Source organism: Hymenobacter glacieicola, assembly GCF_014640315.1.
GTDB classification, from domain to species: domain Bacteria; phylum Bacteroidota; class Bacteroidia; order Cytophagales; family Hymenobacteraceae; genus Hymenobacter; species Hymenobacter glacieicola.
The window spans coordinates 299021-314173 of sequence record NZ_BMGS01000003.1 but is presented as its reverse complement, the minus strand read 5'-3'; the positions used below and the strand labels follow the sequence as shown (position 1 = coordinate 314173).

Here is a 15153-nt window from a genome sequence, read left to right as displayed (position 1 = left end):
GAATCTGGGTTAATTCATTGATTCTGTTAAAAGAAGCAACCAAAGACCAGATAACGTCCGTCATGCAGAGCCGGAGGCGGAGCATCTTGCCCGAATCGTTGGTTTACTACCACAACTTCAGCACGCGAGATGCTTCGCCTCCGGCTCTGCATGACGTTCTTTCGACTTCCTGAAGAGTTTAAATGAATTATTTCAGCTGCTGAGTTAACCCAGATTCCTTCGGCGTTGAAATAACAAGGGGGTTGATTTACAGCGTGGTGCCGGCTTTAAACGTGCCGTCGTTTACGGATTTCAGGAAGCGGATGAGGCCGCGGAAATAGGTTTGCTGATCGTCCCACATGCTCATGTGGCTGCCTTGGGGGCACAGCAGGTAGTTGCCCTGTTTCACCTTGCGGCTCATTTCCTCCATTTCCTTGGGGTTCATGGTGTCGTACTGACCGCCAATCATGAGGGTAGGCACGGTAATCTGGCCCAGGTCGTTCCACCGGTCCCAGGTGAGGAGGCGGCCGGCGGTTTTAAACTCGTTGGGTCCCTGCATCAGCTCGTACACGTGCTGGTTGACGTGCTTGAAGGAGCGGGCCACCGGGTCGGGCATTTCGGGCAGGCGTAGCAGGTGCCGGGAGTAGTAGTTCTTGAACACCAGCCCTTCGTAAGTGGGGTTGTGGTAGTCCTTCACGGCCTCGAACTTCTCCAGCGAATCCAGCAGGGTAGGGCGCAGCTGGGCCCGCAGGGTTTTGTTGTAGGCGTCGTAGCGCGGAATGCTGGCTACCATGTTGGAAATGACGAGGCCCGCCAAGTGGTCCTGGTGCTTGAGGGCGTACTCCAGGGCCAGAATGCCGCCCCAGGAGTGGCCCAGCACGTAAAACTTATCAATGCCCAGGGCCTGCCGCACCTGCTCAACCTCGTCCACGAACCGCTCGGTGCGCCACAAATCGTCGTCCTTGGGTTGGTCGGAGTAGTAGGAGCCGAGCTGGTCGTACTCGTAGAACTCAATGCCTTCCTGCGGGAAGAAGCTTTCAAAGCACTCGAAGTATTCGTGGGTCATGGCCGGGCCACCGTGGAGCAGCAGCACCTTAATCTTGCCCGTCCCAAACCGCTTCGTCCACACGTTAAAGGTGCCCTTAGGCGTCTTAATGGGAATCATCTTCACGCCCCCATTGCGGACTCCTGATTCGAAGGGTCTCAGGTAAGCCGAGGGGGTAGCATCCGGGGCGGTGCTGCCAGGGGCCGAAGCCGCATCGGGTTTCTGCTGACAGCTGGTTATAAGCAGAGTAGCGGCCAGCAGTAGGCTGGTGGCGCGGGCGAGGGTAGGGATGGGCATAGGGCGGGTTTAGTTGGTTTCTTAATGATAGCAAGAACGAAGTAAACCTGCCGCCGTCATGGCGAGTACGGCGAAGCTATCCGCCCTGACCAATATGCTGCCCCCACTAACGCGGCAAACCCTTGACGGCTGGTAGCGCCAAGGGTTTGCCAGGATAAAGTGCTATAAGGTGTGGAAAGCAGCAAAACCAAAACGTCATGTCGAGCTTGTCGAGACATCTCGCGTGCTGATGTTACAATACTAACCCAACGATTCGAGCGAGATGTCTCGACAAGCTCGACATGACGTTCTGGTTTCACCTCATCACCTCATTATCCCATCACCTTCTACTCCAGGTTCTCGCGGTTCATCACGCGGTTCTGGCGGTTGATGGACTCCAGGTGCACGGCGTCGAAGTACTTGAGGATGAAGTCACGGGTGAGGCCGAGCTGGTTGCCCTTCTGGATGCCGCGCTCCAGAATCTCGTTCCAGCGGTTGGTTTGCAGAATGGTGATGTCGTTGTCCTTCTTGTACTGTCCGATGCTTTCGGCTACCTGCATGCGGCGGCCCAGCAGGTGCAGAATCTCATCATCAAGCTGGTTGATTTGCTCGCGCAGCTTGCTAAGCACAGTCAGGAACTCCTGCTGGTCGGTGGTTTCGTGGCGCCAGGTCAGGCCGTCGAGCAGCTCGGCGAGGCGCTGGGGCGTTACCTGCTGCTTGGCGTCGCTCCAGGCGTTGTCGGGGTCAATGTGCGACTCCAGCATCAGCCCGTCGAAGTCCAGGTCGATGCTTTTCTGAGCCACGCTGGCCAGGCCCGTGCGGTTGCCGCAGATGTGGCTCGGGTCGCAGATGATGGGCAAATCGGGCAGGCGGCGCTTCATCTCGATGGGCAAGTGCCACATGGGCGCGTTGCGGAACTCCGTGTTGCCGTAGCTGGCGAAGCCCCGGTGAATCAGCCCGATTTTCTGGTTGCCTACCTTGGCCAGGCGCTCCACCGCGCCCATCCACAGCTCCAAATCGGGGTGCACGGGGTTCTTGATGAACACCGGAATGTCCACGCCCCGCAAGGCATCGGCCACGGCCTGCACCGAGAAGGGGTTAACAGTGGTGCGGGCCCCAATCCAGAGCACATCCACGTCGAAAGCCAGGGCATCCTCTACGTGTTTGGGGGTAGCCACTTCCACGGTGGTCGGCAGGCCCGTCAGCTGCTTGGCGCGCTGCAGCCAGGGCAGGCCCTTGGTGCCAATGCCCTCGAACAGGCCGGGCTTGGTGCGCGGCTTCCAGATGCCGGCCCGCAGCATATCTACCTTGCCGGTAGCGGCCAGTTGGGTGCAGGTGGCAATGAGCTGTTCCTCCGTCTCGGCCGAGCACGGACCGGAAATGATGAGCGGCTTCTTGGCCAGGAATTTTGGGTGTTGAGCCGCGTCGGCGGGAGAGGTGAGAAGCTGTTCCATGAGTATAGTGAGGTTTCGTTTTCTGAGGGTTAGGGTAGGCTGCAAGTTGCCGGAGCACCGGAGCGAGGTAGAGACGCAACATGTTGCGTCTCGTCGCCAGCTGAGGTTGTTTAGGTTGTCATTCCGACGCAGGAGGAATCTGGGTCCTCATTCAGCGATTTGATCCAGATTCCTCCTGCGTCGGAATGACAACTGGGTCGCCCGTCCTGCCGCCGGGACGCAAAATAGTGCGTCTCTACTTCGTTGTCGGCGGGCGTTACTTCAAAATCTTCTTAATCAAATTCGCCTGCTCTATTTGCTGATACACAGCCGAGTAGTCCTCCTGATGAATCAGCTCGCGCAGGTGCTGCAGCTGGTGGATGTGCTCGTCCAGCACGTCGAGCACGTTCACGCGGTTCTGGCGAAAGATGGGCACCCACATATCGGGGGAGCTTTTGGCCAGGCGCACCGTCGACTCAAAGCCGCCGCTGGCCAGGGCAAAGATCTGCTGTTCCTCCTTCTCTTTCTCTAACACCGTGAGAGCGAGGGCAAAAGAGGTGATGTGGGAGATATGCGAAATGTAAGCCGTGTGCAGGTCGTGAGCGGTGCCATCCATGTACACGAGCTGCATGGCCAAGCGGCCAAACACGGCCTCTACCCTCGCCACGGCATCCTCAGCGCTACGGGCCGCGTCGCAGATAACCAGGGTTTTGCCCTTGAACAAACCCGGCACGGCGGCCGACGGACCCGAGTACTCAGTGCCGGCCATGGGGTGCACGGCCACAAAACGGGCACGGTGGGGGTGGCCGTCCACGGCCGCCAGTAGGGTAGCCTTAGTCGAGCCCACATCAATAACCACCTGGCGGTCGGTGGCCGCGTCGAGCACCTGGGGCAGCACGCTGAGCATGGCGTCCATGGGCACGGCTACCACTACCAGGTCGGCGCGGGTAACGGCAGCGGTCAGGTCATTCTCCACCTCATCCACCAGGCCCAAGGCTACTGCCTGGCGCTGATTTTCGAGGCTACGGTCGACCCCGATGATGTGGTGGGCGAGGCCGGTTTCCTTGAGGCTAAGGGCAAGGGAGCCGCCAATCAAGCCAATTCCTATTATTGTGACGACCATTGGTAAATGGTGAGGTAGTGAGATGGTGAGTTTTCGGTTTGAAGCCAATGGCTCAATTTTCCCAGGGCCAGCCTTGCTCTTCAACTAGGCAGGTAGGGTAGCAGGCGTTTCCCGGGATGTCCGGATGCGGCCTAGCGCGGCGTGGAGTACCGCCGTGGTCTGGCACAAACTCACCCGAATAAACCCGTTGCCGTTGCTGCCGAAGATGCCGCCCGGCGTGATGAACACATTGGCGTTGTACAGCAGCTCGTCGCTGAGGGCGTAGCCATCAGCATAGCTCGCCGGCACGGCGGCCCACACGAACAGACCCACCTGATTTCGGCTGTAGCGGCAGCCAATGGTATCGAGCAGCTCGAATACCAACTCCCGACGGGCCGCGTAATGAGTGTTTAGCTCCTGGTACCAGGTAGCATCCAGGTTCAGGGCCTCCACGGCGGCCAGCTGCACCGGCAGAAACATACCCGAGTCGAGGTTGCTCTTGAAGCGCAGCACTTCCTGGAGCAAGTCGGCCCGGCCGGCCAGCAGGCCCACGCGCCAGCCCGCCATGTTGTGCGACTTACTCAGAGAGTTCAGCTCCAGCACCACTTCCCGCGCTCCGGGCACGGCCAGCAGGCTTTGGGGCGGCTCGGTGTTCAGGATAAAGCTGTAGGGGTTGTCGTGGACTAGCAGGATGTTGTGGGCGGTAGCAAAGGCTACTAGCTTGGTGAAGAAGGCAGCATCGGCGGCGGTGCCGGTGGGCATGTGGGGGTAGTTAACCCACATGAGCTTCACCCGGCTCAGGTCGCGCCGGGCCAGGGCGTCCAGGTCGGGCAGCCAGTGGCTTTCGGCGGTTAAGTCATAGTCGATGGGGGTAGCGCCGCTGAGGTGGGCCGCGGCCCGGTAGGCGGGGTAGCCGGGGTTCGGAATCAGCACCTCGTCGCCGGCTTCCAGAAAGGTCATGCTCACGTGGATGATGCCTTCCTTGGAGCCGAGCAGGGGTAGGATTTCCGCTTCCGGGTCCAGCGCTACGCCGTACTGCCGCTGGTACCAGCCGGCCATGGCTTGGCGCAGGGCCGGCACGCCCTTGTAGCTCTGGTAGGCGTGGGTGTTCGGCTGCTCGGCTGCCCGCGTGAGGGCCGCTACCACGCGGGGGTGGGGCGGCATGTCGGGCGAGCCAATGCCCAGGTTGATGATCTGCTTGCCGGCTTTGTTCAGGCCCTCAATTTCGCGCAGCTTCTGCGAGAAGTAGTACTCCTGGGTGTGCTGAAGGCGGCTGGCGACGGAAACGTGCATGGGGTAGGCTGGGTTTGATCTGAACGTCATCCTGAGCGAAGTCGAAGGATCTCGCGTGCTGACGCAGGGAGTACGATTTGTTTAGTAACGAGCGAGATGCTTCGACTTCGCTCAGCATGACGTTCGTGTAAGATGTGTGGCTAAGTCAGTGCGTGTTGCCTTTGTGGTAAACGCCCAGCACTTCCAGGCCTTCCGTGAGCGGGGCAATGGCCTGGAGGGCGGCTTGCAGCTGCTCGGGGTGGTCGAATTCAAGGTCGGCGTGGAAATAGTAGTGCCAGGTGCTGCCCGGCTTGGGGCACGACTGCAGCTTGGACAGGTTGATGCCCAGGTCGGCAATGCGCACCAGCACCCGCGCCAGGCTGCCCTGGGTGTGGTTGGTGTGGAAGTAGAGCGAGGCCTTGTTGGGGTGGGCCACCTCTTGGGCGTTTTCGGGGCGGGCTACCACCAGAAAGCGGGTGTAGTTTTTCTTTTCGGAGTGAATGTCGGCCTCCAGAATATCCAGCCCAAACAGCTCCGCCGCCAGTTTGCCCGCCACGGCCGCCACGCCGGTCCGCAGACCTTCCCGGATGCGCTGGGCGCTCAGGGCCGTATCCTCGGTTTCCAGCAGGCGCCAGTGCTTGTGGCGGCTCAGGTAGTCGGCGCACTGCAGCAGGGCCATGGGGTGGGAGTGTACCTCCGTAATATCCTCCACTTGCTGCCCCGGCAGGGCCATCAGGTGCTGCCGGATGTGCAGGTAAGTTTCGCCCATTACCCGCAGGCCCGACTTCCGCAGCAGGGTGTAGTTGGGCAGAATGCTGCCGGCAATGGAGTTTTCAATGGCCATAATGGCCGCTCCGGCCGTGCCCCGCACTACCGAGTTCACCACCTCCCCAAACGTGGCGCAGGGCACTACCTCCACCTCCGGGCTAAAGTAGCGCCGGGCGGCTATCTGGTGGAAACTGCCTTCGAAACCCTGAATGGCAATGGCTGGGAGCATGATATGGGAACTGAAAGGGTACTAAAAAAGGCCTCCGGGGTGCGGGGCCTTGGTTTGCTGTGGGGGCTGCGCTTCGGTCAGCTTCGGCAAATCGGGCCCGGCTTCTTCGTAAAAAAGAAGTAATAGTAGCCGCAGTAAAGAAAAGCCGAGGTAAGCATGAAAAGTCGGAGCGTAAGCGTAAAAAAAGCGCCTCCCGAGGTTGTCGAGAGGCGCTGAACATTTCGGTGGGGAAAGCTACAGGAGGGCCGCTCGACTACGTGGTGGCGTAGTAGAAATAGTAGCTAAAAAAGAAGCGGCCGGTGTGCTGAAGCATGAGAATCAGGTGCTTTACGCAGGCAAGGTGAAACGCATCAGTGGCAATTCCAAATTATTTACTTGAAAAGATGTACGAACAAACGTTCGGTTGCGGCCCAGTCTGTCAGCAGTGTACTGCCTCGAATGTGCTGGTTACGTGGTCATCAACCCAAAAAGAACATCATGCAGAGCGCAGCGAAGCATCTCGCGTGCTGATGTCTGATTACTACTGCAACTTTAGCACGCGAGATTCCTCGCGCTGCTCGGAGTGACGTTCTTTTTTGAACCACTCCTGCTGCCTTCACCGCCAAAGGCAATTACTTGCCGAAAGTCCGCTAAGGGGGCGCAGATAAGGCAAAAGTTGGAACTATCCTTCTGAGCGGCGAGAGGAACCTAGGGTACTCACTGAAGGGCAACCCAGATTCCTCGCGCTGCTCGGAATGACAGGATAAAAAGAAAACTAGCTGGGGAGTATAGCGTGGCTACCAAAGGAAGTAGCGGTGCCTTTTCTTAATCGAAAAACGTGGTTTACGTGCAGAAAAAAGCCTTTCGGTGCTGAAACGAAAACTTGGCACGGTTTTGTGATACTACCCTTCCGAAGCCGGCAGCCACCTGTTGCGCACCCTCGGTAGCCGGCCCTTCCTTCCAACTCTTCCTGCCATGAATACGAAGCGACTTTTCGGCCGCCTGGCTGCGGCTACCCTTTTTGTTACTGCTTTTGCGACGGCTGCTGAAGCTCAGATTCAGCCCCACCGTGTGCCCGCTTACACCGGCAAAGCCCAGGCCCGTTCGGTGCGGTCTACGCCTTCCTACTCCACTTCTTCGGCCACGGATGGGGTGAAATTCGGTATCCGCGCCGGGGTAAACGTCGCCGACTGGTCGGGTGATGCGGTAAGCAGCGTGATGGACCTGGCGGAGTACACCAACGGGGCCGTGACCAAGGAAATGAAGACGGGCTTCCATGCCGGCCTCTACGCTTCCCTGCCCCTGGGCCCGCGCTTTGCCATTGAGCCCGGCGTGGCCTACTCCGAGAAAGGAACCGCCCTGACCGGCCGTATTCCGCTGGAGCAGTTCGACTTCCTGAATGCCAAGGTGAAAGCCACGGCCCGCATGGCCTACCTCGATATTCCGCTGCTGGCCAAGGCCTACCTCACCGATGGGTTCTACGTGTACGCCGGTCCGCAGGCCTCCGTGCTGCTCTCGGGCAAGGCTCGCGTGAATGCCAGCGCCCTGGGCTTCTCGGCCTTTAACAGAGACTTTGACATCAAAGACCAGTTCCGTCCTGTGGACTTCTCCGTGACGGGCGGCCTGGGCTACCAGTTCCAGAATGGCCTGGGCCTGAGCGCCGGCTACGACTACGGCCTCTCGTCCCTGGACAAAAACAACAATTTCGACGCTCAGAACCGCGTGATTAAGGCGTCGGTGAACTACTCGTTCTAATTCTCTCTCCAACTACCTATTCCCCCACAAAGGCCCCACCGAAGTTCGGTGGGGCCTTTTTTATGTACACGAAGAATAGCGCGGGTAGGAATAAAACACGCAGAATCAGGATAAAGCCGAAGCTGCCCCGGCGGTGCATGCACGGGGTAGTGAGGCTGCAACCAGCACTGCCCCGGCCTCCAGTGAGTGAAGGTAAAGCCGGCTTCGGAGGGAGGGAATAGGTAGTTCGAGAAGCGTAGTTAGCGGAAGTAAGAGGTGGGGTCTGCGCAAGCCGGCTATCCAGCAGGACCAGCATTGCGCTTACTGGGAAGAATGGCGAGGCGACATAATTGGAGGCGTTAGGGTAGTAGCTTATTTGGTAGATGCACCTCACCCCCGGATTCCACATGGGCGCTACAAAATATTTTTCTGAGGTTTCATTTCGGACTTCCGGGTAGTGGTTCTAGGCTGACGGCCCAGGCTTTTCCGGCCCGAAAGCGTAGCTTTCGGTTCTTGCTCCTGGCCCTGGTATGTTCTTTCGTCGCTCCCGCCGTCCTGCGCCTGCTGCCGAGCTCTCCGATGCGGAGCTGCTCCGGCGCTACCACGCCGCGGGCGACGTGCACGACCTGGGCGCGCTCTACGACCGGCACATGACCCAGGTGCTGGCCATCTGCCGGCGCTACCTCCGCGACGAGGAAGACGCCAAGGATGCCGTCATGCAACTCTTTGAGCAGTTGGTAAGTAAGCTGCGCCAGCACGAGGTGGAGAACTTCGCGCCCTGGCTGCACGCCACGGCCCGCAACCACTGCCTGATGGTGCTGCGGGCCCGGCAGCGCGCCGGACCCGCGGCGGGCGGGGCGCTGGTGGTGCACTTTCCCGACGCCGCCGGTATGGAATCGGCGGTGGCCCGGCATCTGGCAGATGATGACCCCGCCGAAGCCGACCTTCACGAGCAGCAACTCCAGCAGCTGGAACACGCCCTGGCCGAGTTGCCCCCCGGCCAACGACAATGCCTGGAGCTGTTCTACCTCAAAAAGAAATGCTACCGCGACATTGCTGACCTCACCGGCTTCGATTTGAACGCGGTGAAAAGCCACCTCCAAAACGGCAAGCGCAACCTGCGCCGCTACCTCGAAACTACCGCTGCTTCCAATGCATCTCCCTGATTCTGCTTCTGAGCTCACCGCTTCCCGGCACCTGCCGCTGGAAGTGCTGCGCCGCTACGTGGCCGGAATGCTGGAGCCCGCCGAGCAGCACGGCGTGGAAGCGCACACCCTTACTTGCCCCCGTTGCGCCGACTTACTCGAGGGCTTGGCATTGCAGCCCGCCGCCGTGACGGATGCGAGTATAACCGACTTGCGCCAGCGCCTAAACGCCCGCGTCCATGAACTCGCTACGGAATCGAAGCCCAAGCCGGCCCTGGGCTGGGCCTGGCAACAGCTGGCGGCGGCGGCAGTACTCTTGCTCACCCTCGGGGCCGCCGTGATGTGGTTTGCCCTGCTGCGCCCGGCGCCCCTGAATACGGCCTCGCGGCCGGAAGTTGGCCAGCAGGAAGCGCTTGCTACGGCTCCCATTGCCCCTTCCGCCCCCATGCTGGTAACACCGAAGTCAGCGGCTACGGCGGGGCCTATTCCGGAAGTAGCCGCCGTTACGCCCGCGCCGGCGGCACCCGATTTGGCTGCTGTCAGACCGGCTGCGCCAGCGGCGCCGTTGCATCGGTTGCGGGTGTTGGCAAGGCATCCTTCTCCTTCGGCGCGCCAGGTGGCGGCCAATGAGCCAGTTCCTAGTGATGAAAGTCCTGCAGTGGCATACGGGGGTATTGAACCACCCAATGGCGAGGTTGCAGCTTCAACGGCAGCAGCATCAGACTCAGTAAGTCAAGCATGGAAAGGGTCTGGCGCTGAAGAAGTTGGTGTTGCAACGAAGGCTAAGGCCAGAGCTGCCCGTGCCGTGGCGGCGGCTCCACCCTCACCAGACCTGCGCACCGTGCAAGGCCGGGTAACGGATGCTGCTGGGGTACCACTGCCGGGCGCTACGGTGTTGGTGCCTGGTACTCAGAACGGTACCAGTACTAACGCTGAGGGGGCCTTCTCCCTTCAAGTGCCGGCTACCACTAAGCAGCTCAGCGTTAGCTCCATCGGTTACACGGCCCAAACCCGCTCTCTGCGTCCCACCGATTCTACTCTGGCCTTGGCCCTCACCCCCGATACCAAAGCCCTTAGTGAGGTAGTGGTTGTGCGCCGCGACGCGCCGCCCGCGCCCATGTCGGTAGGGGCCATGCCCGCCGGGGGCTACGCGGGCCTCAAAAAGTACCTGCGCGACAGTCTCGACTACCCCGAAAAAGCCCTGGAAGCCCGGCAGGAAGGCAACGTAAAACTGCGCTTTGTGGTGGGCATTGATGGGAAGCTGTCAGACATCAAAGTGGTCAAGAAGCTCTCCGAGGAGTGCGACGCCGAAGCCATCCGCCTGCTGCAGGAAGGCCCCGCCTGGTTTCCCGCCATCCAGAACGGCCGCCGCACCGCCCGCACCGTTGAAATCACCGTGCCGTTTAAAATTGAGTGAGATGGTGAATGAGCGGTTGAGTGATTTAGAGCGGGTTGGGGAATGGTTGTGCTTTGGTACGCTCAGCATAACAATTCCCCAACCTGCTCCAGGGGGCAGTAAGCAAAATAGGATGTCATGCAGACACCTGGCAGTTCACGGAGCTGGTCGAGCTGATCCGGACAATGAGCAAGAAAGAACGTCCTGCAGAGCGCAGCGAAGCATCTCGCGTGCTGAAGTCAGCAGTACTACCCAACGATTCGAGCGAGATGCTTCGGCTGCGCCTCTGCATGACGGTCCTGGAGCTTATTGTTCACATACCCTAAGTGAGTTTGCCGTTCAGGCAAACCTAACGGTAGCCCCGGCCGAGCGGTTCATAAGTACGAAAAACAATAAAGCCCCAGCGGGGCGGCACCACTCGTTCAACGAATGGTGCCGCCCCGCTGGGGCTACTACTAGTGGTGGTGGAATGGCAAACTCACCATTTCACTACTCACTATCTCCCCGCTACCCGCTGTAGCCGCCGCCGCTTTCGGGTTCGGTGGCGCTGCCGCCGGGCGTTACTTCGCGGGGCAGGTCGGGCTCGGTTTTTACTTCCACCTGGCTGTAGTCGGGGGCACCGTTGCCGGCTACGGGCACGGGCGTTTCGTTATCGGAGCTGTTGGTGCCGTTGTGGGCGGAAGGCGGCGTGGGGGACGTGTTTTCCTGGGCGGGTGGGGTTACCGCGGAAGGCTGGGCTGTGGTGGGCGTTTCGGGCTGTACGGACAGGGCGTCGGATTCAGATTCAAAGGTCTTTTTCATGACGTAGAGTAGCTAGTAAGATGCTTGAGCTAGCCTATACGTAGGCAGCGGGCGGGCAGCCGGGTGAACCTGGGGCAGAATTTTGGGGTAGCGGTGCGGGGCCGTACGCCGTTGCGTACTTTTGCGCCGTGCCGGCTTGCCGCGCGCTTTCTTGTTACCTTATTCTCTTCTCACCCACTAGAAGCATGACTCAGTTTCGCACCGAGAAAGACACCATGGGCACCGTGCAGGTGCCGGCCGACGCCTACTTCGGCGCCCAGACCCAGCGCTCCATCGATAACTTCCAGATTGCCCAGGACATCAACAAGATGCCCAAGGAAATCATCCGTGCCTTTGCGTACCTGAAGAAAGCCGCCGCCCTCACCAACCGCGACGCCGGCATTCTGTCGGCCGAGAAGGCCGAGCTGATTGGCCGCGTCTGCGACGAAATACTGGAAGGCAAGCTCGACCAGGAGTTTCCGCTAGTGGTGTGGCAAACCGGCTCGGGCACCCAGAGCAACATGAACGTGAACGAGGTAGTGGCCTACCGCGGCCACGTCCTGAACGGCGGTCAGCTTTCCGACGAGAAGAAGTTCCTGGCCCCCAACGACGACGTGAACAAGTCGCAGAGCTCGAACGATACCTTCCCGACGGCCATGCACATTGCGGCCTACAAGATCCTGGTAGAGAAGACGATACCCGGCATCGAGAAGCTGCGCGACACGCTGCGCCAGAAGTCGGAGCAGTTCATGCACATCGTGAAAATCGGCCGCACCCACCTCATGGATGCTACCCCCCTCACGGTAGGGCAGGAGTTCAGCGGCTACGTCTCGCAGCTCGACCACGGCCTGCGTGCCATCAACAACACCCTGGCTCACCTCTCGGAGCTGGCTTTGGGCGGCACCGCCGTGGGCACGGGCATCAATACGCCTCCCGGCTACTCCGAAAACGTAGCTAAGCACATTGCCGACCTCACCGGCCTGCCTTTTATCACGGCCGAAAACAAGTTTGAGGCCCTGGCCGCTCACGACGCCATCGTGGAGGCCCACGGCGCCCTGAAAACGGTGGCTGCTTCGCTGATGAAGATTGCCAACGACATCCGTCTGCTGGCGTCGGGCCCGCGCGCTGGCATCGGCGAGCTGCACATCCCCGACAACGAGCCTGGCTCCAGCATCATGCCCGGCAAGGTGAACCCCACCCAGTCGGAGGCCATGACCATGGTTGCGGCGCAGGTAATGGGCAACGACGTGGCCATCAACATCGGCGGCATGAACGGCCACTTCGAGCTGAACGTGTTCAAGCCCCTGATGATCTACAACTTTCTGCACTCGGCCCGCCTCATCGGCGACGTGTGCGTGTCGTTCAACGACAAGTGCGCCGCCGGCATCGAGCCCCTGGAAGTCAACATTAAGAAGCACGTGGACAGCAGCCTGATGCTGGTAACGGCCCTGAACCCCCACATCGGCTACTACAAAGCCGCCGAAATTGCCCAGACCGCCCACAAAAACGGCTCAACCCTGAAAGAAACCGCCCTCCAACTCGGCTACCTCACCGAGGAGCAGTTCAACGAGTGGCTCAAGCCCGAGGACATGGTCGGCGAAATCAAGAAGTAAGAATTAAGACTAGAAAACTAGCCCCCTCCTCAGATGAGGAGGGGTTGGGGGTGGTTGAAAGACTAGAGTTAGAAACTAGAACTAGTATTCGTTCAACGACAGGTCAACGACAGGTCAACCACCCCCAACCCCTCCTCATCTGAGGAGGGAGCTAGTTTTCTAGTCTTAGCCTTGACTTTGCGCTACAACCTAAGCGGCCGGCTTTACGAACAACGGGCAGCCGGCTACTATGCGGGCTGCCCGTTTTTATGCCCGCGTATCCGCAGTTTGTGGCGCCGTTTCGCGCCTTTTTGGACCAGATTCCGGCCGGTGGCCGCGTGGTGGTGTTCTGCCATTTCGATGCCGATGGGCTGGCGGCCGGGGCGCTGTTCGGGCGCGGTTTGAACCGGATTAACCCTACGTGGCAGGTAGAGGTACTACCTTCCGGCAAGGGCGAAAACGCCTTTCTGACGCCCGGCGCCCACGAGCGGCTGCTGGCCCGGCAGCCGGATGCGCTGATAGTTACCGATTTGGGCGTGCACGCCCACGGCACGCTGGAGGCGCACGGCGTGCCCGTGCTCTACGTCGACCACCACATTCCGGAAGGGCAGCCCCCGGCCGGTGGCACCGTACTGACCGGCTACGGTCTGGACCCCGTGCCCTGCTCGGCCTGGCTGGCCTACGAGCTGCTGGCCGCCGAAGCCGATGTAACGGACTTGCAGTGGGTAGCGGCCATTGGCATCCTGTCCGACCTCGGCGACCAGGCCGCCTGGGCCCCGCTGGCGGCCGTGAAAAAGCAATACACCGCCAAGTGGCTCAAGGAGGCCGTGGCCATGTGCAACGCCGCCCGCCGGGCCGGGGAGTTCGACCTGGACCGGCCCCTGCGCTACCTCCTGCGCGACGATAACCCGCGCGGTCTGGCCCAGGATGAGGTGCTGGCCGGCTACCGGGCCGAAGTAGCCGCCGCCCTGGCTGCGGCCCGCAAGTTACCCCCGAAGTTTCCGCCCAAGGGCCCCGATGCCGCGCCTGTCGCCATTGTCACTATCAACTCGCCCTGCCAGATTCACCCCCTCATTGCTCAGCAATGGATTACCCGCCTCTCGGATAGGGTAGTGCTGTGCGCCAACCTGGGCTACCTGCCCAACGGCATGGTAGCTATATCGGGGCGGGCTGCGGGCAACCTGCATATTCCGAATATGCTGCGGGCCGCGTTTGCCCGGGTGGGCGCTACACCCCCGGCTAATTTCGCCCACGGCCACCCCCAGGCCAGCGGCGGCCACCTTTCCGCGGCTGACTATGACGTATTGCTGCGCGGACTAGGCTATTAAGGCCACGTAGTAATCAGCGTAATGATGGAAGGCAGCAGAGTAATCTGTACTTTATCTTTGGTACCTCTTCCCCGCCAACCTGCCCATGGATTTCGCCCGCTGCATCACCCTGGAAAATAGCCGCGTCCGCCTGCGCCCCCTCGAACTGACCGACTTCGACGACTTGAAGGAGGTTGCCTTTGACCCGGCCGTGTGGCAGTTTACCACCACGCCCATGCCCCAGAACAGCGTGGAACTGGCCGCTTACCTGACCCAGGCCGTGCGCGAGCGGGAGGCGGGCCGCCGCTACCCGTTCGCCATTGTAGACCGGCAGAGCGGCCGGGTGGCGGGTAGCACCAGCTACGGCAACATTGCCCTCGATGATTGTCGGCTGGAAATTGGCTGGACCTGGCTGGGCCGCGCCTACCAGCGTACGGGTCTCAACCGCGCCGTCAAGCATTTGCTGCTGAAATACGCTTTCGGGGAGCTGGGCTGCGAGCGGGTAGAGCTAAAAACTGACGCCCGCAACTGGCAAAGCCGCGAGGCCATGCGCCGCATGGGCGCTACCGAAGAAGGCATCCTGCGCAGTCACATGAAAACCCAGGGTGGCCTTCGCCGCGACTCTGTGTACTTCAGCATTCTGAAGCCCGAGTGGGACCAATTGCGTCACACCGTGTTTCAGCAGTTCGACGCCCGTGGTTGAGCCCACGCCCCAGCCTCCGCGCCGTTTACCGGCCCTAGTGCGCCAGCGGGCCGCCAGCTTCGGCTATGCCTTCCGGGGCGTGTGGGCAGCCTTGCAAACCGAGGTGCACCTGTGGTTTCACGCCGTGGCCACGGTAGTAACCGTTGGGCTGGGGCTGTACTTTGGGCTGGAACGGTGGGAGTGGGCGGCCGTGGCGCTAGCCGTGGGCGCCGTGTGGTGCGCTGAACTGGTGAATACGGCTATTGAAGCAGTGGTGAACCTAGTGTCGCCGGACTACCACCCGCTGGCCGGCCGGGCCAAGGACGTGGCCGCCGGTGCCGTGCTGGTTATGGCTCTGGCCGCCCTGGCCGTGGGGCTGTTGATTTTCGGGCCGCGGGTCTGGGCCTTGTTCGGCCGGTAAGCAAGGGGAGTAG

At 60.7% G+C, this 15153-nt stretch carries 13 protein-coding genes; 7 read left to right on the top strand and 6 right to left on the bottom strand.

Annotation, left to right across the window (positions count from 1 at the left end; all coding sequences use genetic code 11):
• Window positions 1-247 precede the first annotated feature (247 nt).
• The 5 genes from IEW18_RS07255 to IEW18_RS07235 form a co-directional block, all read right to left on the bottom strand.
• On the bottom strand, window positions 248-1321 hold the full coding sequence (locus IEW18_RS07255; RefSeq protein ID WP_188557168.1) for a proline iminopeptidase-family hydrolase: 1074 nt from the start codon (window positions 1319-1321) through the stop codon (window positions 248-250).
• Between the two features lie 326 nt (window positions 1322-1647).
• Window positions 1648-2754, bottom strand: coding sequence for a chorismate mutase (locus IEW18_RS07250; protein WP_188557167.1), 1107 nt, complete (start codon window positions 2752-2754; stop codon window positions 1648-1650).
• 256 nt (window positions 2755-3010) lie between these two features.
• On the bottom strand, window positions 3011-3856 hold the full coding sequence (locus IEW18_RS07245; protein WP_188557166.1) for a prephenate dehydrogenase: 846 nt from the start codon (window positions 3854-3856) through the stop codon (window positions 3011-3013).
• Between the two features lie 84 nt (window positions 3857-3940).
• The gene (locus tag IEW18_RS07240) at window positions 3941-5128 is read right to left on the bottom strand and encodes a pyridoxal phosphate-dependent aminotransferase (RefSeq protein WP_188557165.1); all 1188 of its coding nucleotides are present in this window, start codon (window positions 5126-5128) and stop codon (window positions 3941-3943) included.
• 145 nt (window positions 5129-5273) lie between these two features.
• The gene (locus tag IEW18_RS07235; protein ID WP_188557164.1) at window positions 5274-6104 is read right to left on the bottom strand and encodes a prephenate dehydratase; all 831 of its coding nucleotides are present in this window, start codon (window positions 6102-6104) and stop codon (window positions 5274-5276) included.
• A gap of 954 nt (window positions 6105-7058) precedes the next feature.
• Between IEW18_RS07235 and IEW18_RS07230 the strand changes: the two genes are divergently transcribed.
• The 3 genes from IEW18_RS07230 to IEW18_RS07220 all read left to right on the top strand — a co-directional run bounded on the left by IEW18_RS07230 (window position 7059) and on the right by IEW18_RS07220 (window position 10379).
• Window positions 7059-7838 (top strand): porin family protein, encoded by a 780-nt coding sequence (locus tag IEW18_RS07230; protein ID WP_188557163.1) that lies wholly within the window; start codon window positions 7059-7061, stop codon window positions 7836-7838.
• 509 nt (window positions 7839-8347) lie between these two features.
• On the top strand, window positions 8348-8983 hold the full coding sequence (locus tag IEW18_RS07225) for an RNA polymerase sigma factor (protein ID WP_188557162.1): 636 nt from the start codon (window positions 8348-8350) through the stop codon (window positions 8981-8983).
• Window positions 8970-10379, top strand: coding sequence for a TonB family protein (locus IEW18_RS07220; RefSeq protein ID WP_188557161.1), 1410 nt, complete (start codon window positions 8970-8972; stop codon window positions 10377-10379). The genes IEW18_RS07225 and IEW18_RS07220 overlap by 14 nt, the downstream gene beginning before the upstream one ends.
• Window positions 10380-10865: 486 nt before the next feature.
• Here IEW18_RS07220 and IEW18_RS07215 read toward each other — a convergent pair whose 3' ends face one another.
• Window positions 10866-11159 (bottom strand): hypothetical protein, encoded by a 294-nt coding sequence (locus tag IEW18_RS07215; RefSeq protein WP_188557160.1) that lies wholly within the window; start codon window positions 11157-11159, stop codon window positions 10866-10868.
• A gap of 185 nt (window positions 11160-11344) precedes the next feature.
• Here IEW18_RS07215 and fumC point away from each other — a divergent pair, with 185 nt between their 5' ends.
• From fumC to IEW18_RS07195, 4 genes are all read left to right on the top strand, one after another.
• Window positions 11345-12751 carry a class II fumarate hydratase gene (fumC, locus tag IEW18_RS07210; protein WP_188557159.1) on the top strand — a complete coding sequence of 469 codons (1407 nt, stop codon included), beginning with the start codon at window positions 11345-11347 and terminating at the stop codon, window positions 12749-12751.
• A gap of 248 nt (window positions 12752-12999) precedes the next feature.
• Window positions 13000-14058 (top strand): DHH family phosphoesterase, encoded by a 1059-nt coding sequence (locus tag IEW18_RS07205; RefSeq protein WP_188557158.1) that lies wholly within the window; start codon window positions 13000-13002, stop codon window positions 14056-14058.
• 85 nt (window positions 14059-14143) lie between these two features.
• Window positions 14144-14740, top strand: a complete 597-nt coding sequence (locus IEW18_RS07200; RefSeq protein WP_188557157.1) for a GNAT family N-acetyltransferase — start codon at window positions 14144-14146, stop codon at window positions 14738-14740.
• Window positions 14733-15140 (top strand): diacylglycerol kinase family protein, encoded by a 408-nt coding sequence (locus tag IEW18_RS07195; RefSeq protein ID WP_188557156.1) that lies wholly within the window; start codon window positions 14733-14735, stop codon window positions 15138-15140. The genes IEW18_RS07200 and IEW18_RS07195 overlap by 8 nt, the downstream gene beginning before the upstream one ends.
• Window positions 15141-15153: the final 13 nt, after the last annotated feature.

Bases quoted from the DNA above. Each gene is read 5' to 3' on its own strand.
- IEW18_RS07255 (WP_188557168.1), bottom strand. From the start codon at position 1,321: ATGCCCATCCCTACCCTCGCCCGCGCCACCAGCCTACTGCTGGCCGCT.
- IEW18_RS07250 (WP_188557167.1), bottom strand. From the start codon at position 2,754: ATGGAACAGCTTCTCACCTCTCCCGCCGACGCGGCTCAACACCCAAAA.
- IEW18_RS07245 (WP_188557166.1), bottom strand. From the start codon at position 3,856: ATGGTCGTCACAATAATAGGAATTGGCTTGATTGGCGGCTCCCTTGCC.
- IEW18_RS07240 (WP_188557165.1), bottom strand. From the start codon at position 5,128: ATGCACGTTTCCGTCGCCAGCCGCCTTCAGCACACCCAGGAGTACTAC.
- IEW18_RS07235 (WP_188557164.1), bottom strand. From the start codon at position 6,104: ATGCTCCCAGCCATTGCCATTCAGGGTTTCGAAGGCAGTTTCCACCAG.
- IEW18_RS07230 (WP_188557163.1), top strand. From the start codon at position 7,059: ATGAATACGAAGCGACTTTTCGGCCGCCTGGCTGCGGCTACCCTTTTT.
- IEW18_RS07225 (WP_188557162.1), top strand. From the start codon at position 8,348: ATGTTCTTTCGTCGCTCCCGCCGTCCTGCGCCTGCTGCCGAGCTCTCC.
- IEW18_RS07220 (WP_188557161.1), top strand. From the start codon at position 8,970: ATGCATCTCCCTGATTCTGCTTCTGAGCTCACCGCTTCCCGGCACCTG.
- IEW18_RS07215 (WP_188557160.1), bottom strand. From the start codon at position 11,159: ATGAAAAAGACCTTTGAATCTGAATCCGACGCCCTGTCCGTACAGCCC.
- fumC (WP_188557159.1), top strand. From the start codon at position 11,345: ATGACTCAGTTTCGCACCGAGAAAGACACCATGGGCACCGTGCAGGTG.
- IEW18_RS07205 (WP_188557158.1), top strand. From the start codon at position 13,000: ATGCCCGCGTATCCGCAGTTTGTGGCGCCGTTTCGCGCCTTTTTGGAC.
- IEW18_RS07200 (WP_188557157.1), top strand. From the start codon at position 14,144: ATGGATTTCGCCCGCTGCATCACCCTGGAAAATAGCCGCGTCCGCCTG.